Source organism: Rhizobium sp. L1K21 (assembly GCF_024055895.1).
In the GTDB taxonomy this organism is placed as follows: Bacteria; Pseudomonadota; Alphaproteobacteria; order Rhizobiales; family Rhizobiaceae; genus Ensifer_A.
Map to the genome: position 1 here is coordinate 290,387 of NZ_JAMXLE010000003.1, position 19,579 is coordinate 309,965.

Here is a 19,579-nt window from a genome sequence, read left to right on the forward strand (position 1 = left end):
CTTCAGAATTGTTCCAGCATTTTTGTGAAAGCCGCACCTGCGCGGGTTGGAACATTGGGAGGGAAACAGGGTTCGTCAGAAAACAGGACAACAAACGGAGAATGGAAATTGCCTGATTGGCTTCACGCGCTCGCCCTTCTTTCGCTGGTGGTTGCAGCTATCTGCGCCCTCGTCGTCATCATGGATGAATTCAGACATCCGCAGCATATGTGGATCATGAATGTGGTCTGGCCGCTGGTTACGCTCTTTGGCTCGCTCTACGCACTTTGGGCCTATTTCCGTTATGGCAAGCTGGCCACCAAAGAGGCGTTCATGCAGGCCAAAGAGGCTAACCAAACACCCCCCAGCAAAGCGCAAACGCCCTTTGCGGTCATGGTAGGGAAGGGAGCGGCCCATTGCGGCAGCGGATGTGCGCTCGGCGATCTGATTGCAGAGTGGCTGGCTTTTCTTGTTCCGGCGATTGCCGTCTACCTCGGTTGGAAATCTATCTTTGCCGAGAAAATGTTCGCCGTTTGGATCCTCGACTATATTTTCGCTTTCGGCTTCGGTGTGATCTTTCAATATTTCACGATCAAACCCATGCGGTCCTTGTCCGTAGGCCAGGGCATTATTCAGGCCGTCAAGGCCGATTTCCTTTCACTCACCTCCTGGCAAATCGGCATGTACGGCTTCATGGCCTTCGCGCAGTTTTATCTTTTCCGCACGCTGATGGGCATCAAGCTGGAAGTCGCCACGGCAGAATTCTGGTTCATGATGCAGATTGCCATGTGGGCCGGCTTTCTGACTGCCTACCCTGTCAACTGGTGGCTGATATCGAAGGGAATCAAGGAAAAGATGTGAACCGGCAGGCGCGCGAACCGCATCCAGGCGGGAACCAAACAGGCACTTTGCCGTTCGACATGATAATATGACGAATATCGGCGACTTCATTCTCAGCGAATTGCGCGGCCTGCCAGACTGGATCGTCACGCTCATTCTCTTCGTTGGCGCACTGCTCGTGAGCCTTGGGCTTTTCAAGCTGCTTTATCGTTTTCTTGAAAAGATGACGTCCTCGCGACAGACCGTTGCCGCGCGGATTGTCAGACGCGGCCGGCGACCGCTCCGTCTGGCGGTTATCGCCATTTCGCTGACATTGGCCTCTGCGATTGCACCACTGACCAATGCCCAGGCCGCCATCGTCCGGCATATCCTGATTATTGTGACGATAGCCATCATCGGATGGATTTGCCATATCGCGCTGGAATTGTGGATGTATGTCTATCTCCGCAACTACAAGCTGGATGCGGAAGATAATCTCTATGCCCGCAAGCACGTTACCCAGACGCGTATTCTTCAGCGGGTCGCCAACTTCCTCATTATCATGATTTCGATTGCGTGGGCGCTCATGACCTTCGAGCCCGTTCGCTAATATGGCGTGAGCCTCTTGGCTTCGGCAGGTGCAGCGGGTCTGGTCGCCGGCCTTGCACTTCAGCCGGTCTTGAAGAACCTGTTTGCCGGCGTGCAGCTTGCCATAACCCAGCCAATACGCATCGATGATGCTCTGCTGGTTGAGGGAGAATGGGGTCGCGTGGAAGAGATCACCTCGACCTATGTCGTCATCAAGATATGGGACTGGAGGCGGCTTATTCTGCCGCTCAGCTATTTCATTGAAAACCCGTTCCAGAACTGGACGCGCGAAACGGCTTCGCTGATCGGTTCGGTTTACATCTACACGGATTTCACCGTGCCGGTTCAGGTCGTGCGCGAAAAGGCCGAAGACATTGCGGCAGCCTCCCCGCTCTGGGACCGCGACGTAATCAACGTGGCTGTCACCGATTTCCGGGAACGGGTCATGGAAATCCGCGTTCTCGTTTCCGCGCGCAATTCCGGCGACGCCTTCACATTGCGCTGTGACATACGCGAACACCTTATCCACTTCCTGCAGGAAAACTACCCTCAGGCGCTGCCGCGCACCCGCGCAGAACTTGATGGATCCCTGGAAACCGCAAAGGACGATATGCCTCCCAACACCGCATTCGAAACCCCGAAGGGCAACCACCGGTGAGTGGCATCACCTCAGGTGCTTCAGCAGAAACTGCTCCACCTCACGCTGCCGGGCACCGGAGCGGATCTGGCTTGCGGAATATTGCCGCGAGGAAATCTCGTTTGCACGTGCGTCCACAAGAAACCGCCGCTCCGCACCGATGAGACGGTCCTCGGCGGTATAGGTAGCAACGGGCGTTATGAGGATCGACTTGATATCCTCGATACCATTTTCCAGGTCCTGCGCCTGTGGGCTGCCCAATCCCCGTTCAATCACCGAGCGGAAAGACCCGATATCCAGCATCTCTCCACTTGCCAGCGGTCCTTGATAGCGGGTGCGCTGACGCCCATGCCGGTCGCGGACGATATCGCTGAGAACGTGCCTGAATATGGATTCACCGAAGTCCAGTTCCACGAGTATGGATTCAAGATAAATCGTCTCGGCGCTCATATTGGTGATAATGCAATGCGATTCCACGGCACTGCTTGATCTGTTGACCAGTATCTTCGGTCGGAACCGATAGCGGTAGTTGGTCAGGATCAACTGGAAATAAAGCGCCCAGACCAGAAGCATGAGCCAATTGCCCATAGCACTGAGCGCACCACTGTTTTCGTTCATCCAGCGCCAGATGTCGCCGAAAATTTCCATCACATAGTCTTTCTGTTTTTGCGGGTTTTGGAGGCTGCGCGCCGCGACTGAGCCAAACCTGAATGATGACCGCAAGAACCACGCTTATTCGCGAATGTTCCGTCCGGAATCGTACAGGCTAAAATTGCGGCTTCGGGGAACATAAGGGTTCCAAAATGGTTATTCGGATAAACCCCTTGGAGCTAAGATATGCCCAGTCCACACGAACCTGACCTGCCGCAGAACGAGCCGCCGCCTCCGCCTGTTCCGGGGCCTGTTCCGCCGCCATACAAGGAGCCGCCTCCTGACCGTCTTCCGGACGAGGATCCCCTCCCCAATCCGGACGAAACCAACAATCCGCCGATCCAAACATGAACGGCGAACATCAAGGTTTCGATTGGCCCCGCGTCAATAAGCGCGGCCGGCAGAGGTACACGGTCGTCCTGCGATCCGGACAAAAGCCGGGAACGGCAAATATTGACAACCAACAGGGAGCACAGGGCGTCAAGACGATGAAGATCCTTTCAGTGACGTCCGAAATGTTTCCGCTCGTTAAAACCGGAGGGTTGGCAGATGTGACCGGATCTCTGCCCAAGGCGCTTTCTTCCCTCGGGGTTGAGATGGTGACACTGCTGCCGGGTTATCCCGGTGTCATCGACACCATCGAAACAGCGATACCTCTTATCGAATTTGACGATCTGATGGGAGAAACGGGACGTGTTCTGCGGGCAGTACAAGATGGTCTGGTGATCCTGATCCTGGATATCCCAACGCTCTATCAGCGCGATGGCGGCATCTATCTTGATGACCTCGGTGTCGACCATGCAGACAATTGGAAGCGGTTTGCTGCACTCAGCCTCGCGGGCGCACGCATCGGCGCAGGCGCCATTCCTGACTGGGTTCCTGATCTGGTGCATGTCCACGACTGGCAGACGGCGCTAACGCCGGTCTATATGCGCCGTGTTCTTGGCGAAACAAAACCGGTTGTGCTGACCATTCACAATCTCGCTTTTCAGGGGCAGTTTTCCGCCGAAACCATAGATGGTATCGGCCTTCCGTCCGATATTTATGAGATTGACGGGCTGGAATACTACAGTGATATCAGTTTTCTCAAAGGCGGCCTCCAGTTTGCCGACGCGATCACTGCGGTGAGCCCCACTTACGCGCGCGAGATACTGACCCCCGAATTCGGAATGGGCATGGAAGGGGTTCTCACCTCCCGCCGCCAGGCACTGACAGGGATCGTGAACGGCATCGACGCCGCGATCTGGAATCCCGCGACGGATATTTATCTCAAGCAGACATATTCCGTGCGTTCCATTGAGCGGCGGCGTTTGAACCGGGCCGACCTTCTCCACCGCTTCGGGCTCGACCACAACAGTGGTTGTGTTTGCGCTGCCGTGAGCCGGCTGACCTGGCAGAAGGGAATGGATATTCTGGCCGAGTCGGTTGATGAAATGGTTGCCAATGGGGATAGCCTCATCATTGTCGGCAAGGGCGACAGGGCCATAGAAAATGCCTTTCGCGACGCTGCAAGCCGCCACCCCGGCAAAGTTGCTGTTCACATTGGCTATGAGGAAGAACTTGCCCATCTCGTACTAGGAGGCGCAGATGTGCTCATACAGCCCTCGCGTTTCGAGCCATGCGGCCTCACACAGCTCTATGCCCTGCGCTATGGGTGCATTCCCGTCGTTGCGCGAACTGGTGGTCTCTCCGAAACCATTGTCGATGCAAATGATGCGGGACTTGCAGCCGGTGCTGCAACCGGCATCCAGTTTCATCCACCCAGCCGACAAAACGTTTTGCTTGCCCTGCAACATGCACGTGACCTCTACAAAAAGCCGTTGGTTTGGCGGAAACTGCAACGGGAAGGGATGAAGTCCGATTTCTCGTGGATGCGCAGTGCACAGCAATATGCAGAGCTTTATGAAAGCTTGCTGAATGGTCCGGACATAGCCGCAAAGAATGTTCCAGACCCTGAACCGGCACCCAGGCTGCAATTGCTTTCCTGAAAGGTTCTTCTGGAACTTCGAACCTCCCATGCAGTTAGGGCGGCAAACAGGAGCAGCAATGAACACATCTTCGACGGCAATCCAGAACTCATCTTCACCCCTTCTCCAAAGCGCGAAGGCGGATGTGACGATGCGCGCCGGCGTTTTGGAAGCGCCGCGAACGTTCAAGATCAAGGAAGTTTCCGTGCCTGAGCCGGAACCTGGCCAGGTCCTGCTTCGTCTGGAGGGCTGCGGCGTGTGCGCCTCGAACCTTCTTCCGTGGAAGGGGCCAGAATGGATGAATTTTCCAACCGAGCCCGGCGGGCTTGGACACGAAGGCTGGGGACGCGTTGTCGCGGTCGGCAAAGGTGCGAGCACCTCTCTGATGGGCCGTCGCGTGGCGGCCCTCTCCCGAAACAGCTATGCTGAATATGACGTTGCTGACGCGCAATCGGTCATCCCTTTGCCCGATGCGCTGGACGACCAAGCCTTTCCGGGCGAGCCGTTGGGATGTGCGATGAACATCTACCGGCGGGCCAATATCCGCAAAGGTGAAACCGTGGCGATTGTGGGCATCGGGTTCCTGGGTGCCATTCTCACACAGCTTGCCGTGTCGGAAGGTGCAAACGTGATCGCGATCTCGCGTCGCCTATTCACCCTGACACTTGCCAAGCAATTTGGCGCTGCCGCCGTGTTGCCAATGGACGATAAGGACGCGATTGTTGAAAAGGTGCGCGATCTCACCGGCGGCAAGCTTTGTGACTGCGTTCTGGAGATGACGGGGCATCAAGAGCCGCTTGACCTCGCAGCCGAGCTGACCGCTGAACGTGGCAGGCTCGTTATTGGTGGTTACCATCAGGACGCGCCGCGTCAGGTCGATATGCAGCTTTGGAACTGGCGCGGTCTTGATGTGATCAACGCCCACGAGCGCGATCCGAAGATTTATGTGCGCGGTGTCAACGAAGCTATATCTGCCGTTCTTTCCGGCCAAATAAACCCGGCACCGCTCTTTACGCACACCTATCCCATCAATGAACTGAACAAGGCCTTTCAGGATGCCGTCGACAAGCCTCCAAATTTCATGAAGGCGCTGATCACCTATGGCTAGACAACGCTGTCATTCAGCGAAAACCACTTGGTCGTGGAACCAAACAGGGGTCGGTGAAGTTTTGCTTCGCCTTGTGGAATTTCCCCTCCCCTGCTGCAAGGCCCCTCTAGGGTTATAGCCGGCCATTTCGATATCACGTTATGGTCGGCCCTTTTTCGTTTTGGGAAGACGCCGGAGGAACTATGTCGAAGCAGATCATGCAGCCTGGCCGAAACGTTTGGAAAGAGGCGCATGCCGAACGTGTTCAGTTTCTGGTGGACGGAGACAGCTATTATCCCCGGCTGAAGACCGTTCTCGAAAAGGCGAGACGATCGGTCTGGATTATCGGCTGGGATTTCAATCCGTATATCAAGCTCGATCCCATAAACGAACCGGAACTGACGCTGGGTGATTTTCTGCGCAGTCTCGTGGAACGCAATGAAGAACTCGATATCCGCGTGCTGATTTGGGATGAGGGACCGATCTATTCCGGACGCTCCCTGCAGCTTTTCATGAACCTTGGCTGGGAGAAGCATCCCCGCATCCATCTGCACTTCGATACGAAGCATCCGCTGCGCGCCTCCCACCACCAGAAGCTGGTCTGCGTGGACGAGACCTTCGCCTTTGTCGGCGGCATGGACCTGACGGCCAAACGCTGGGATGATCGCCAACACACAGCCGACAACCCGTTGCGGGTAACACCGGACGGTGACCCTTACGAACCTACACACGACGTACAGGCTCTTGTGCAGGGAAAGGCAGCGGCGGTGCTGACTGAGGTGGCCCGCACGCGGTGGCGTTGGGCCACGAAAGAAATATTGCGGCCCCATGGTCCCGTCCACCATGACTGGCCGGAGGGTGACCTGCCGGACATTTCCGGCTGCTATGTCGGCGTCGCACTGACCCAGCCCGGCATCAACGGCCACAGACGTCGCACGGAAGCGGCCAAACTGACTTGTGATGCAATTTCCGAAGCCGCGAAATGCATCTACATCGAAGCGCAATATCTCGTTTCCAATCGAGTTGTTGCCCAATTGGCGCGCAAGTTGAAAGAGGTCGACGGCCCCGAAGTGGTCATCCTGGTGCCCAAGACCACGCGCGGCATCGTTGAGCAAATGACGATGGGCAACGGTTTGGCGCGCTACATTCGCAAGCTTAGAAAAGCCGACAGCCATAACCGCCTGCTCATCGCATACGCTGCCGTTCCCGGCGAGAACGAGAAGGAAGTGGAAGTCCTCATTCATTCCAAGGTCGTCATTGTTGACGAAAAATTCCTGCGGATCGGTTCGTCCAATCTCAACAAGAGATCAGAAGGGTTCGATACCGAATGCGACATCGCAATCGAAGCTGAAGACGATCAATGCCGCACGGCAATCGTCGGTCTTCGCAACGATCTGCTGGCCGAACATCTGTCTGCCAAAAAGGAGGACGTAGACCGAATATCCCGCTCGCAAGGTTCGGTTCTGGCCGCCATCAGTGCCTTGAATGTTCAGCCGCGGGGACTGCGGATCATGCAGGCCGAAACCGGCAATGGCACAAGCAGATTCACCAACATCGCACTGCCCATCTTCGATCCCAAGAAACCATTCTGGCCTCTTCAACGCCTGAAGCTACGGTTCGTTGCGCTCATGAGGCGGCTGAGACATTCATTGGTTTCTCTCTTCTGAGCGATCTGACCTTTACACTGGTGAGAGCCACAAGACGCGTTCAACCGGACCTGTACGTGCCTGGGCGGACCGAAGCACGCCCGGCACGCAGGTTCTTGAGTTCGGTTGCCAAGAACAGGATGACACCGAAAGCCAGCGGGATGAAGAAATAGACGATGCGAAACGCAATCAATGCGCCAAATGGAACCGCGCCCGGCAGAACATAAAGCAATCCGGCTTCCAGTACGCCGAGGCCGCCCGGCACGTGGCTCAGTATCGCCAGCATGTTGGCGATGGAATAGCCGAGTGCAACATCAATGAACTGGATATCGACCAGTGATTTCAGAAGAAAATAAAGGCAAGCCGCGACGCACAGGAAATTCACGGTTCCCACCAGAATCTGAACAAGGGCAAGACGCCAGCTCGGAACCTTCATGTGCCATTTGTAAATGCGGATGTGCCGGGGCAAAAAACGGGCTGCCAGCAGGTAGCATAGAGGGAACGCCAGGAGCGCCAGAGCCAGCCCGGTCATGGCGGCGGGCGGCAGGAAGCTTGCAGCTTGTGGACGCCCGAGCGACAGGAGCATTGACGACCCACTCAAGGTCACGATTCCCAAAGCGACTGTAAAGCCGCAAAATACGATGAGCTGTCCCACTTCAGCCACGGTCAACCCCCACCGGGCGTAATATCGATAGCGGATCGCACCGCTGCTGAGCATGGAAACGCCCACATTGTGACCAATCGAAAGACTGACAAATGAAACGAGTAAAACTCTTGGCGGCGGGAGCCTACGACCGAGATAAGCAAGCGAGGTACCGTCGAAGCCTGCCAGACACACATAGGATGCAGCCGTGAACACAAGAGATAACGCCGCGTTTTCGAAGGGTATCGCGTAGATCGAGCGAAGCAGTTCTTCAGCGCTGTAGCGGCTTATGTTTCTGTAAAGAAGCACACAACCGATTACGATGGCCGCCAAGGTCAGCGTCCGGGTGAGAAACAAGCGGAGCTTCATGGAGAAATTTCCCCCTGCGTAACATCATTCTGGAACGTCGGGACGGGTTGGAAAGTTGAAACCCATAGACATCGGGAAATGGGAAAAGACGAATGGCACGAAAAATCAGAATCCTCACCTACAACGTCCACAGCTGCATCGGTACCGACCGGAAAATCGATCCGGCGCGTGTTGCAGATGTGATCGCCGCATACGAACCCGACATTGTCGGCCTTCAGGAACTCGATATGAACCGCCAGCGAAGCGGCTCGGTCGACCAGGCCGACATTATCGCGGCGCTGTTGAAGATGAAGACCTTCTCTCACCCCACGATCCACACCGCGGCGGAAAAATTCGGCGACGCCATTTTGACTGCCCTGCCGATGGAGGTGAAAAAGGTGGGAATTCTTCGTTCGATCCGCGAGCCACGGGGCGTTGCCTGGGTCGAAGTCGATGTCGATGGGCAACCGTTGCAGGTCATCAACACCCATCTTGGTGTCTTGCGGCGGGAACGGATGCCGCAAATTACGACCTTGCTCGGCAATGCCTGGCTCGACCATCCCGATTGCAGAGGAAAGCCTACCGTGCTGATGGGCGACTTCAACGCCATACCTGCTTCGCCCGGCTATCGCCAGATTGCAAGACAAATGCGGGACATTTGGCAGGATGTCAGCGGTAAGCCCGCTCCGACCTTTCATTCCCGCTATCGCGTCTTCAGGCTTGATCATATTTTCCTTTCCGGGGGCGTGCGCGGCGTGAGTGCACAAATTCCCTCAACTCCATTGACCCGCACCGCTTCGGATCACCTGCCGCTCGTTGGTGAAATCGAACTTCCGGAAAGAGCCTGAAACAGACTGACACGAACGCCAGCAAAGGCCTTTTTCATCCGGGCATGCCTTTCAGACGGTTGAGATGAACCGTGCTTTAGAACCTTTGGCAAAAGGCATTGTTCCATGCCGCCTCAGTCACTCAAGGAGCCCACTGTCTTACGGGGTGGCAACGGGAACATTTCAATGGCCATCGGGTTTCAATCTCATCTCATGGAACGAGGAGCACTCGATGACCTCACTTACGCTGAGGCTTAGCGGATATCTGAAACAATTGACGGCGGAAATCGTCGGAAACCAGGCGCTGCAGGACGAAGGCCGGCGCGAGGTCCTGACCGCTCAGCAACCAGAGGACAGCGGTTTAGTCCCTCAAGCAGACGACGCTGCCGTGGCAGTGGATGGCCAGCTGCGCAAGCGCCTTCCAGTCGCCACCTACAGGCTTCAGCTCCGCAACGGCATGGATTTTGACAAAGCCGGCGGCCTGATCCCCTACTTTCGACAACTGGGTGTCAGCCATCTTTATCTTTCTCCGGTTTTCAAGGCGGTTGCCGGCTCAGAGCACGGCTACGACGTTGTCGATATGAATATGATCGAGCCCGCCATCGGCGGACATGACGCCTTCGACCGCTTCGTAAAGCAGGCTCATGAGGCCGGCTTATCCGTCATCCTCGACATTGTGCCGAACCATATGGCAGCCTCGCCCCAGAATGACTGGTGGTTCAGCGTGCTGGAATGGGGTCAGGCCAGCCCCTATGCTACCCATTTCGACATCACCTGGACCGACAAGCTTTCTCTCCCTTTTCTCGCAAAGCCTGTCTTGGATCTTGTCGAAAATGGCGAGCTCCGGCTGATCTATGATCGCCAACGTTCTGCCCTCTGCCTCGGCTGGCCCGGCATGGCCTTACCGCTTGCACCGGCAAGCTATAAGCTGGTGCTTGAAAGCCTGGACAGACCTGTTGCGCGCGAAATCTTGGCATTGGCCGTGCAAATGCCGGCGGCCAGCGCCCAGATGCTTCATTCTGAGATTGCGCGCCTTCTTTCACAAGACGATGCCGCCGATTGGCTGGAACAGCAACTTGACGCGCTTTCTGCGAATCCACGTCTCATCGAGACCATTTATGAAAAGCAGCACTGGCGGCTTACAGAAAATGGCGACCGAAATTATCGCCGGTTTTTCGACGTTTCCGGGCTGGTCGGCCTTCGGGTTGAAGACCCGCGTGTTTTCGAAGACAGCCACCGACTGGTTCTTGATCTCGTCCGGCAGGGCAAGATTGATGGGGTAAGAGTCGATCATGTCGATGGCCTGGCCGAACCTGAGAATTATCTGGAACGCCTGCGCACACAAGCCGGCCGCGACGCCTACATCATCGTTGAAAAAATCCTGATGAACACCGAAAGCCTGCCGGAAACATGGGCCATTGATGGAGACACGGGATATGGCTTCATTTCCACCTTGGGCAATGCCTTTACCGATCCGGACGGGCTTTCGATCCTCACGAACAAGCATCAGGAACTGCTCGATTACGCCACCGGCCCGACTGCTCAGTTGCATGATGCCAAGCGACAGGTCATTGTCGAGTTTTTTACAAACGAGCTCACAGACCTGACCAATCTTGCACATCAGATCAGCGAGATGGACAACCCGGAGCATGCAATTCCCAAGGCCGAACTCGCCGAAGCCATTGAAGCGCTTTTGATTGCGATGCCGGTTTACCGCACCTATTCGGGCGAGAAACATGCCTCGGCATTGGTCGGAACCCGCAAAGCGCTTTCCGCCGTCAGTGAGGACAAAACACATTCCGTTCGTGTCCTCGACTTTCTCCAAAACGCACTTGCAAGCGATGCCGAAGAGGATTCCGATGGCTTGCGTGCTTTGCTGCGAACGCGTTTCGAACAGTGCTCCTCCGCAGTGATGGCAAAATCGATGGAGGACACGCTCTTTTACCGCTACACCGCCTTTCCGGCGTTAAACGAGGTGGGCGATAATCCGGCATGGCAAGAACGCTCGCTTGCAGCATTCCATCAGCGCATGGAAGAGGCGGCAAACGGCAAGCGACATGGTCTCGCAGCGACATCCACGCACGACACCAAGTTCAGCGAAGATGCGCGCGCCCGGCTTTTCACGATCAGCGAGGCACCGGAAGAATGGCACAAAGCCGTTGCCGGATGGTCCGCTCAGAACGCACGTTTTGCGAAGACTGTCGATGGCAAAACAGTTCCCGGCCCGCGTGAAACGTGGCTTGTCTATGTTTCGCTTGCCGCCCTGTGGCCGGCTGATCGCAGACCCCCCGCAGACATTGCCGAAGCCCTCAAGCCCCGGCTTTCGCGACATCTCATGAAGGCCCTGAGAGAGGCAAAGCTCGACACGAGCTGGATCGACATCAACACCGAATACGAAGCCGCCATCCAGGATTACGTCCAGCATGTTCTGGCTCGGAAAAACGACGCATTTCTCGGCACTTTCGCAGAAGATCTGGCACCCTTTATCGAAGCAGGCCTACTCAACAGCCTGACGCAACTTGTCATCAAGATGACGTCTCCTGCCGTGCCCGACATATATCAGGGTTGCGAAAGTCTCGCGTTCAGCCTGGTCGATCCCGACAATCGACATGCCGTTGATTTCGACAGGCTTGCGGCAAACCTCAATACTCTACCCGACCGCATGACCGACAGGGAAGCACTCTTCGACGGCCGTTTGAAGATGTTCCTGACGGCAAAATGCCTGCACTTGCGCCGAGAGAACAAGGTGCTCTTCGAAAGCGGAGGCTATTCGGCACTCGAGATCAACGGGCCATGCAGCCGAAACGTTATCGCGTTCGAACGCCGGCTGGCAAACGGGCAGGCCATGCTGGTGATTGCACCGCGCCTGTCGTTTGGCCGAACGCGCGAAACCTTCCCCCCTATTCCCGCCGAGAGCTGGCAGGAAACAAGCGTTCGACTGACGAGACCCGGCCTAGTGTATCGGGACATGATTTCCGGCGAGACCCACACTTTAACGGGAGAGGTGCCGCTGAACAGGATTCTGTCGGCCTACCCGGTTTCAATCCTGATGGAGACTTAGCGACTGCCCATTTTGGCTATCTGATGCCCGGATCCGGCAGTCCCCAAAAACAATGGAAGGACAATGACAATGAGCTTGGAAAAAACAATCCTGACGACATTGCGCGAGGAGCAAGGCCCTTTCGTAAGAATAACCTCCGCTGATGGTGATATCGTCTATGTGAAGGTCAACGCGGACCACTCTGAAAAAGACGGTTGGGAGATTGAATGGCTGCAACGGGCACCCGCGATATTGAAAAAGCTCGCTTCCATGGTCCCTGATGACGACCACCCGGAACAGGAAAGCGCCCGGTACCGTCAGGATGCGGAAGAGCTGGAAGAGCAACTGGAAGAAGGTCTGGAAGACAGCTTTCCGGCGAGCGATCCGGTCTCAAGCACCATCACCTCCGTGATCCCGAAAACGCAAAAGAAATAGATGCGATCGCAGGCCGTGGCGCACCATTTTGCGGGAACCTTTCAGTTCGAATTTGGTTCGACGAGCGCAAACAAAAACACGGAGAATTTCCATGGCCAACAAGACACTCGACGATCTCTTCTACGATACTCTGCGTGACATTTACTACGCAGAACGCCGCATCGTGAAAGCGCTGCCGAAGATGGCGCGCGGCGCTCAGGACGAGAAGTTGAAAAAAGCATTCGAAAAGCACAAGGAGCAGACTGAAGAGCATATCGAACGTCTGCAGGAAGTCTTTGAGCTTCTCGACAAACGGCCGCGCGGCAAGACCTGCCAGGCAATCGACGGTATTCTGGACGAAGGTGAAGAGGTTCTGGAAACCTACAAGGGAACCCCGGCTCAGGACGCCGGCATTCTGGCGGCCGCACAGGCAGTCGAGCACTATGAAATCAGCCGCTACGGCACGCTGAAGACCTGGGCCGAGCGCCTCGGCCACGACAAGATCGTCAAGATTCTGGATAAGACCCTCAAGGAGGAATCGCAAACGGACGAGGCCCTGACCAAGCTTGCCACCAGCCAGGTGAATGCAAACGCCCAGGACGCAGCCTGAGCAAATTCGACAAAGCCCGCTCTTGCGGCGGGCTTTGTTCTCAAGTGAGGGTGGCTGGCCGTTCCAATCAGTTGATGCGATGCAACTCCTGCATATGCCCGCCCAGGTTCTTCTGCCGCATCACCACCTCCACCTTGCGGTTTTCCTTCCGCAGGGCTCTGGTAGCAGCCAGCGCGGCCTCGTATGCCAGCTCGAAGGTTGGGAAGCGCGCACCGTGCATTCTGTCCATCAGGAAGGTCCAGCCGTCAGGGTGAGGTACAATATCGCAGTAGCAATTTCTCATTGATCGTTCTCCTTTCGCGCAGAACTGGAATTCGCGTGAAAGGTTCCGGCGACAGTGTGAAATTTCTGCCTGGCGTTATGGCTTCTTTGGGCCGGGCTTGCGGGGCGGTTCGCCGGTGTCAAAGGTCGCGTCCCAATCCTCCGGTGGGTCTTCTTTTCCCGGATACCATTTGTGGATCGTCGCATCGTCCGAATGCGTGATCACGCGTGGCTTGGCGCTGTCGACGCCATTGTTTTCCCGGCCATGCTGGCTCTGGACAAACTGGGGACCGGCGTCACGCTCGACTTCTTTTTCGGTTTTCTTGTCATCTTTGGTCATCGTCTGACCTTTCATCAGGGTTGACGGGGGCATGGCTTTTGCCCCCGTTTTTCCGATATCAGCTCCGGCTTTCGGCCTGCGGGCGGACACGGATATTGTTCTGCACATGGGTCACCCCGCTGACGGAATCCGCGCAATCTTCTGCGCGACGCTTGTCGGCACGCTCGTTCACCAATCCGTCGAGCGTGACTTCGCTGTCCTTGACAGTCACCGTGATGTCGCTCGCATCAAGGCGGGGATGATCGGACAGCCGGTCATGAACATCTTCGTTGATGCGATCGTCAGAACGGCGATAGCCCTTGGGCCCTTTGCCGCGGTGTTCGTCCATATCGCGGCGGCGCGCGGCATCGTCATCACCAAACCAGGAGGCCACTTCGTCTCCGGCCTTATCCCAGAAGTCGCGATCGCCTGAGCCTCGTCTGCGCTCCTCGTAGGGATAGCGTTCGCGATAATCGGGCTCGAATGGAGGAACGGTCTGATAAGTTGCGTAGCGACCGCCGATAAATGGATATCCCACAAAGCCGTAATCCATCGGATAGCGCGAGCCACGAGGCGCATATCCCAGATCGTCCGTCTGCCAGTTCTCGCGGTCGGGCCACCGTCCGTAACGGGCTTCACCGCCGCGGCGCGCACCATAGCCTGCAGGTCTTGAATAGTCATTATCTGCCATTTCAGGTCCTCCTTTGGTTTCAGGATGTCCCAGAACCGAAACGGAGACAAAACGTTCCAAGCAAAGCCCGGAAAATGAGCGGGAAATTCCGATTGTATAAACGATTGATTTTAAAGGTTAAAAATAATAATATGCGCGTCTGCGGCTTATGCGCAAACGCGCTTACACAATGCATGTCAAAAAACTGCTGCCTCGGCTAAAAGCCTCTTTTCAAAGGCCACCGTCAAGCTGATCGACCAGCAACTGCCTTGCCCGGTTGAGCCTGCTTTTCACCGTGCCGATGGGGCAACCGGTTATTCTGGCCGTCTCGATGTAACTTTCGCCTTCGATGATAATGAGGACGAAAACTTGTCGATAGTGGTAAGGTACGCGCTCCAGGGCAGAAAGCAATTCCCCGCCCCTGACGGTCCATTCCTGCGTTGCTTCCTTGCCCACAGTGTCGACAATGACATTTCCACCGAGCGTCCGTTCACGTGCGCTCTTCTTTGCCTGGGTGCAAAAGGCGTTGTGCATGATGGTGAACATCCAGGACTTCAGTTTCGTGCCTGGCTTGAATTTGTCGATATTGGCAAGAGCTTTTGTGAGGGTCGTCTGTACGAGATCTTCGGCATCGCTGGGGTTTCGGCAAAAGGTGCGGGAGAAAGCTTTGAGGGCTGGCATCAACTCGATGATTTCGCGCTTTATCTCTTCGTAGCTTTCTGATTTCTCAGCGCGTTCAGGTCGATATTCTGAATTCAATTGATGGAACATAACTCATCCTCTCCCATTAGGTTCTATCAGCCCGCTTTTCGCACCCAACGACAATCAAACCGAAAGTTACAAGACGCTCAGGTGAACATCCTAGTGTGTCTTAAAATTGTTCTGGCTCCGAACTTTCGTCTTTTGATTGTTTTTCTGACGGCCCGATGTTGGGTTTCGGAGTACAGATCAGGCAAGCTCCCGAAATCTCCACAAATCGCCGCAACCACCGACGCGTTCGTCTCAAGCCGTCAACGCATGCAGGGAAGGTTTGTTCCCCTGCCGCGATCACAAGATCAGTTAATTCTGCTTGGGAACATTTGCAGGCAGGGAAGGTTAGTTGCTGCCAAACGGCTATCCATTTGCCGTTCATACATCAACCGGCCGCATCACCCTTGAATTCGAGAAGATCATCAAGCGGTTCGGACTTTTTCAGGAGAAGTACTGATGCCACGCAAAACGCAATACCAAACCCCGACCGTTCTCGTCGCTGGCGGTGCAGGTTTTTTGGGTTCTCACCTCTGCGAGACCCTGCTTGAACGTGGATGCAAGATCATATGCGTGGACAGTCTGCTCTCAGGCTCACTCGACAATATCGCGGCCATGCGGAACCATCCGGCATTCACCTTCATTGAAGCCGACATTTGCGACGACCTCGAAATAAAAGGCTCGATCGACCAGATATTCAATATGGCATGCCCTGCGTCTCCGCCCCGCTATCAGGCCAATCCCGTTCACACGGTCATGACCAGTGTGGTGGGAACCAACAAGCTGCTCTCGCTTGCCGCCCGACACGGCGCCAGGATGGTGCAGGCATCGACCAGCGAAATATATGGCGATCCGGACGAACACCCGCAGCGCGAAACCTATTGGGGAAATGTCAATTGCACAGGACCGCGCGCCTGTTACGACGAGGGCAAGCGGACTGCTGAAACACTTTGCTTCGACTGGATGCGCACCGAAGGCCTGGATGTTCGCGTGGCGCGTATATTCAACACCTACGGACCCAGGATGCGGGCAGATGATGGACGGATCGTCTCGAACTTCATCGTCCAGGCCCTCGACGGGGAAGCATTGAGCATCTTTGGAAGCGGCGAACAGACCCGTTCATTCTGCTATGTATCCGATCTGATTGATGGGCTTATCAAACTGATGACGGTTGATCCCAATCCAGGCGTTCCAATAAACCTTGGCAATCCGACGGAACTGACCGTCATCGAGCTCGCAAAACTCGTTCTGGAGGTCACCGGCACACCCGCCTTGCTGAGCCTTGAACCCCTTCCCGTGGACGATCCACGACGCCGTCGACCGGATATTTCTCAAGCCGCCGAGCTTCTGGGCTGGAAACCTGCTGTCGATGTCCGCGACGGCATTCGCCAGACAGCCGACTGGTTCAGCCGGACACGCTGCGAACCGCAGGCTTTCCCCGCAGGAGAGACGGTTGCATCGCTACACATCGTATATGATTGATTAGGAGGAGCCGGCTATCGGCCCGCTTCTCTCTGAGGCAAAGCTTTGCTCATGGAAAGGGCGGCGCACGCGGTCTCAGCAATGACGGCGTTTCGCCGGTTTGCCAGGTGGGTAGCGTGCGCGCCCTCTCCCGTTGTCAGTTCTTGCGCTCTTCGCTGCCGGTTGTCGTGCGGTTTTGTCCGCCAACCTCATCCGCCTGGGTCTCGGTCGTGTAAGGTGATGGCGACCCCGAACCTATATCACCGGCGTCGGCAACGCGCTCGCCGCCGCCTGATCGACCGCCGCTATATTGTCGCGACGGGGTTGTTTCGGAATCTTTCCATACTTCCTTCGGGTTGCTGACATCACCGGCATCCGGACGGCCCTTCTGCCGCTCATGCGCCGTTTCAGCCGGTCCGTTTTCCGTAATATTCTTTTCGTCTGTTCGCTCTGTCATGAGACGTTCCTTTCTTATCGTTGGAAGCCGGTAGAACTTATGAGGAACTGAGCACAGCACAGGCCACGCGATCACCGGAATCGCCAGACGGCTGGGTTTCATAATCATCCGCCCCCGAATGGATAATGAGTGCTGCACCGTCATCATCAATCAAAGACATGTCACCGCCTTCTCCGAGCGTTAAGCCGTCCACGAAATAGGAGACATGGATAGAACCATCTGCCGGGACATGCAGATTGGGCAAATCGCCCGGATGCGGACCGCCTTCGCTTTTGACACCGTGTTTCATGTCACCGGCGACATGACCGCCCGCGGTCTTGAACTGTTCGGAAGCATCACATTTTCCGGTCTCGTGAATGTGAATTCCATGTTCGCCTTCGCTCAGTCCTTGCACCATCACGTCAGCGAGGATCAGGCCGGAGGCCGTTTCCGTCATTTCAACGGTTCCGCTGATGCCGTCTCCCTGGATTTCTCCGCGCACCTGGTCGCCCTCAGCGGCCATTGCTGTGCTTGCTGCCAGTGTTCCAGCGATTGCAATGAGTCTAAACATGTCTCGTCCTCTCTTTCTGGTTGGTCCGAGTTTTCCTCCCCGAAACGCCTCAGGGGTTCATTTGTTCGCGCCTGCACAAGTCATCTTGGAATGAAACTTCCGGGTTTCGGGCGGGAACAATTGGAAATTCGCTCGGTTTGACGGCGAACCAGCCTCGATATGGCTGGCGTGAAGAGGCCAGCAGCAAGCCCGCCAAAGGCACGGGACCCACGTTCCGATTTGCTCCGGCTTCACCCAATCTAGCCAATACAGGAGATAAACCGATGCAAATCTCGCAAGTGATGACAAGCGATGTCGAGCTCGCAAGTCCCGATGATACGATCCGTGACGTCGCCCGACGCATGCAGGAACACGATATCGGCTTTCTGCCCGTGGGAGAAAACGATGAGCTCGTCGGCATGATTACCGACCGCGATATCGTGACCCGTGGCGTGGCCAGTGGCCTTGATGGCGACAGCAAGGTGCGAGACGTCATGACCACCGATGTGAAATATTGCTTCGAGACGGACGAGGTCGATGACGTGGCCGTCAATATGGGCGACATCCAGGTTCGCCGGCTGGCCGTCGTTGACGACGACAAACGCCTTTGCGGCATTGTTTCGCTCGCCGATACCGTTCATGCCGACAAGCTTTCGACAGGCACCGGCTTCAGCGGTGTCGTTCGCCCCGGAGGCTCTCACACACAAGCCAGAGCCTGAGCGGGCGCGCGCCCATAAATGCCGTCCAAAACCTCGGCAACCCGTACGACCTTTTCCGCTGCGGGGTTGAAATGTCTGGAGCGGGCGAGGTCACGCACCCAGTTGACGGCGGCTCGCCCGCCCCATTCCTCTTCACCGGCATGCAGCAGTTCGGTACCGGTTCCGTGCAATCTGCGGGTGACGAAGTCGAAGAAGGAACCTTCGACATTGCGCCAGGCGTAGCTGCTGTTCCGACCCCAGAAATGCGCGGATATTTCTGCATCTTTGCCCGCATGCGCGTTCCAGGAACAGCTCAACCTGATCACCGTACCGCCCTTAAGCCTGATATCGGCCACGGCAAAATCTTCGATTTCATTCAAGGATGTGAGAGCTTGACCCACGCGGAACAGTTGGCCTTTCACCGAGGCAATTTCGGGGAAGTCGAGGCACCACAGCACGGCATCAACGAGATGCACCCCCAGATCTGCCACACACCCGCCGCCTGACAGCGCCTTATCCCGGTACCAGGCTTTGTCCGGGCCATAGGCATTGTGAAAGGCAAGGTCCACGGCAAATACATCCCCCACCTCGCCCGCTGCTATGGCTCTTTTGATTGCCTGCAGTCCCGACGTCTGACGATAAGAGAAATCCACGTCCAGCAGGCGGTCAGACTGGCGTGCAATGTCGACGACCCGGCGTGTCTGTTGCGCATCGCGGGCAAGCGGCTTCTGGCAAAAAACCGCAACACCGTTTTTGAGAAACCGCTCTGCCTGCGCGGCATGCAATCCGGTCGGCGTTGCGATCACCACGCCGTCGAGCCCGCATGCCAGCAAAGTGTCCTCATCAAGACAGGGGCGGAAATCCGGCACCACTTTGCCCAATGCGTCGAGTGCATCGCTATTCGTGTCCGCAATGGCCGCGATTTCAGCAAGCCCGCTTTTCGCAATCGCCTCAAGGCGGTTCCTCCCGATCCAGCCGGCACCGAGAAAGCCGATCCTTGGACGGCGATCAAGACCAGCACGCTCCTCGACATTCGATGTGCGGACAATTTCCAGATTTTCGGCCACGCCGGCATCTCCCTTCATGTCTGTTTCGGCGCACCAAACAGAAAGCGCGGGGCTTTGTTCCTGAAGAGGCTGCCTAAGTCGCGGCAGAGGCAAGAAGGTCACCGCAGACAAGAA

At 56.2% G+C, this 19,579-nt stretch carries 21 protein-coding genes; 12 read left to right on the forward strand and 9 right to left on the reverse strand.

Annotated features, from left to right (window positions below; all coding sequences use genetic code 11):
• Positions 1–108: 108 nt before the first annotated feature.
• The 3 genes from NHF56_RS16330 to NHF56_RS16340 all read left to right on the forward strand — a co-directional run bounded on the left by NHF56_RS16330 (position 109) and on the right by NHF56_RS16340 (position 2,044).
• Entirely contained in the window at positions 109–840 is a 732-nt protein-coding gene (locus NHF56_RS16330; protein WP_252806484.1) for a DUF4396 domain-containing protein, read from the forward strand.
• Positions 841–907: 67 nt separating this feature from the next.
• Entirely contained in the window at positions 908–1,408 is a 501-nt protein-coding gene (locus tag NHF56_RS16335; RefSeq protein ID WP_252806486.1) for a hypothetical protein, read from the forward strand.
• Positions 1,409–1,423: 15 nt separating this feature from the next.
• Positions 1,424–2,044 carry a mechanosensitive ion channel family protein gene (locus tag NHF56_RS16340; RefSeq protein ID WP_252806488.1) on the forward strand — a complete coding sequence of 207 codons (621 nt, stop codon included), beginning with the start codon at positions 1,424–1,426 and terminating at the stop codon, positions 2,042–2,044.
• A gap of 6 nt (positions 2,045–2,050) precedes the next feature.
• Here NHF56_RS16340 and NHF56_RS16345 read toward each other — a convergent pair whose 3' ends face one another.
• Positions 2,051–2,674, reverse strand: a complete 624-nt coding sequence (locus NHF56_RS16345; RefSeq protein WP_252806489.1) for a hypothetical protein — start codon at positions 2,672–2,674, stop codon at positions 2,051–2,053.
• 488 nt (positions 2,675–3,162) lie between these two features.
• Here NHF56_RS16345 and glgA point away from each other — a divergent pair, with 488 nt between their 5' ends.
• The 3 genes from glgA to NHF56_RS16360 all read left to right on the forward strand — a co-directional run bounded on the left by glgA (position 3,163) and on the right by NHF56_RS16360 (position 7,395).
• On the forward strand, positions 3,163–4,662 hold the full coding sequence (gene glgA / locus NHF56_RS16350; RefSeq protein ID WP_252806491.1) for a glycogen synthase GlgA: 1,500 nt from the start codon (positions 3,163–3,165) through the stop codon (positions 4,660–4,662).
• Positions 4,663–4,792: 130 nt separating this feature from the next.
• Complete coding sequence (locus NHF56_RS16355) at positions 4,793–5,749, forward strand: zinc-binding dehydrogenase (RefSeq protein WP_252806777.1); 957 nt, start codon at positions 4,793–4,795, stop codon at positions 5,747–5,749.
• Between the two features lie 182 nt (positions 5,750–5,931).
• Positions 5,932–7,395: a phospholipase D-like domain-containing protein gene (locus NHF56_RS16360; RefSeq protein ID WP_252806493.1), complete on the forward strand. Its 1,464-nt coding sequence runs from the start codon at positions 5,932–5,934 to the stop codon at positions 7,393–7,395.
• A gap of 40 nt (positions 7,396–7,435) precedes the next feature.
• Here NHF56_RS16360 and NHF56_RS16365 read toward each other — a convergent pair whose 3' ends face one another.
• Positions 7,436–8,386 carry a lysylphosphatidylglycerol synthase domain-containing protein gene (locus NHF56_RS16365; protein ID WP_252806495.1) on the reverse strand — a complete coding sequence of 317 codons (951 nt, stop codon included), beginning with the start codon at positions 8,384–8,386 and terminating at the stop codon, positions 7,436–7,438.
• A 92-nt stretch (positions 8,387–8,478) separates the two neighbouring features.
• On the opposite strand from NHF56_RS16365, the gene NHF56_RS16370 reads away from it, so the two are divergent.
• The 4 genes from NHF56_RS16370 (at position 8,479) to NHF56_RS16385 (ending at position 13,256) form a co-directional block, all read left to right on the forward strand.
• Positions 8,479–9,213 carry an endonuclease/exonuclease/phosphatase family protein gene (locus tag NHF56_RS16370; protein WP_252806497.1) on the forward strand — a complete coding sequence of 245 codons (735 nt, stop codon included), beginning with the start codon at positions 8,479–8,481 and terminating at the stop codon, positions 9,211–9,213.
• A 211-nt stretch (positions 9,214–9,424) separates the two neighbouring features.
• On the forward strand, positions 9,425–12,253 hold the full coding sequence (treY, locus tag NHF56_RS16375) for a malto-oligosyltrehalose synthase (RefSeq protein ID WP_252806499.1): 2,829 nt from the start codon (positions 9,425–9,427) through the stop codon (positions 12,251–12,253).
• A gap of 69 nt (positions 12,254–12,322) precedes the next feature.
• Complete coding sequence (locus NHF56_RS16380; protein WP_252806502.1) at positions 12,323–12,667, forward strand: hypothetical protein; 345 nt, start codon at positions 12,323–12,325, stop codon at positions 12,665–12,667.
• 91 nt (positions 12,668–12,758) lie between these two features.
• Positions 12,759–13,256 (forward strand): ferritin-like domain-containing protein, encoded by a 498-nt coding sequence (locus NHF56_RS16385; protein WP_252806504.1) that lies wholly within the window; start codon positions 12,759–12,761, stop codon positions 13,254–13,256.
• A gap of 67 nt (positions 13,257–13,323) precedes the next feature.
• Here the strand turns inward: NHF56_RS16385 and NHF56_RS16390 are convergent, their stop codons facing one another.
• From NHF56_RS16390 to NHF56_RS16405, 4 genes are all read right to left on the reverse strand, one after another.
• Positions 13,324–13,539 carry a hypothetical protein gene (locus tag NHF56_RS16390; protein ID WP_252806506.1) on the reverse strand — a complete coding sequence of 72 codons (216 nt, stop codon included), beginning with the start codon at positions 13,537–13,539 and terminating at the stop codon, positions 13,324–13,326.
• Between the two features lie 75 nt (positions 13,540–13,614).
• The gene (locus NHF56_RS16395; protein ID WP_252806508.1) at positions 13,615–13,857 is read right to left on the reverse strand and encodes a hypothetical protein; all 243 of its coding nucleotides are present in this window, start codon (positions 13,855–13,857) and stop codon (positions 13,615–13,617) included.
• A 58-nt stretch (positions 13,858–13,915) separates the two neighbouring features.
• Positions 13,916–14,527 carry a BON domain-containing protein gene (locus tag NHF56_RS16400; RefSeq protein ID WP_252806510.1) on the reverse strand — a complete coding sequence of 204 codons (612 nt, stop codon included), beginning with the start codon at positions 14,525–14,527 and terminating at the stop codon, positions 13,916–13,918.
• A 210-nt stretch (positions 14,528–14,737) separates the two neighbouring features.
• Positions 14,738–15,277 carry a sigma-70 family RNA polymerase sigma factor gene (locus NHF56_RS16405; RefSeq protein WP_252806512.1) on the reverse strand — a complete coding sequence of 180 codons (540 nt, stop codon included), beginning with the start codon at positions 15,275–15,277 and terminating at the stop codon, positions 14,738–14,740.
• A 435-nt stretch (positions 15,278–15,712) separates the two neighbouring features.
• On the opposite strand from NHF56_RS16405, the gene NHF56_RS16410 reads away from it, so the two are divergent.
• The gene (locus tag NHF56_RS16410) at positions 15,713–16,735 is read left to right on the forward strand and encodes a UDP-glucuronic acid decarboxylase family protein (protein ID WP_252806515.1); all 1,023 of its coding nucleotides are present in this window, start codon (positions 15,713–15,715) and stop codon (positions 16,733–16,735) included.
• A 136-nt stretch (positions 16,736–16,871) separates the two neighbouring features.
• On the opposite strand, the gene NHF56_RS16415 is transcribed toward NHF56_RS16410, so the two are convergent.
• Both NHF56_RS16415 and NHF56_RS16420 read right to left on the reverse strand, forming a co-directional pair.
• The gene (locus NHF56_RS16415; protein WP_252806517.1) at positions 16,872–17,171 is read right to left on the reverse strand and encodes a hypothetical protein; all 300 of its coding nucleotides are present in this window, start codon (positions 17,169–17,171) and stop codon (positions 16,872–16,874) included.
• A 37-nt stretch (positions 17,172–17,208) separates the two neighbouring features.
• Positions 17,209–17,721, reverse strand: a complete 513-nt coding sequence (locus NHF56_RS16420; RefSeq protein WP_252806518.1) for a superoxide dismutase family protein — start codon at positions 17,719–17,721, stop codon at positions 17,209–17,211.
• Positions 17,722–17,984: 263 nt separating this feature from the next.
• On the opposite strand from NHF56_RS16420, the gene NHF56_RS16425 reads away from it, so the two are divergent.
• Positions 17,985–18,419 carry a CBS domain-containing protein gene (locus NHF56_RS16425; RefSeq protein ID WP_252806520.1) on the forward strand — a complete coding sequence of 145 codons (435 nt, stop codon included), beginning with the start codon at positions 17,985–17,987 and terminating at the stop codon, positions 18,417–18,419.
• Here NHF56_RS16425 and NHF56_RS16430 read toward each other — a convergent pair.
• Positions 18,398–19,483, reverse strand: a complete 1,086-nt coding sequence (locus NHF56_RS16430; RefSeq protein ID WP_252806522.1) for a Gfo/Idh/MocA family protein — start codon at positions 19,481–19,483, stop codon at positions 18,398–18,400. The two genes, NHF56_RS16425 and NHF56_RS16430, sit on opposite strands and share 22 nt — an antisense overlap.
• Between the last annotated feature and the right edge of the window lie 96 nt (positions 19,484–19,579).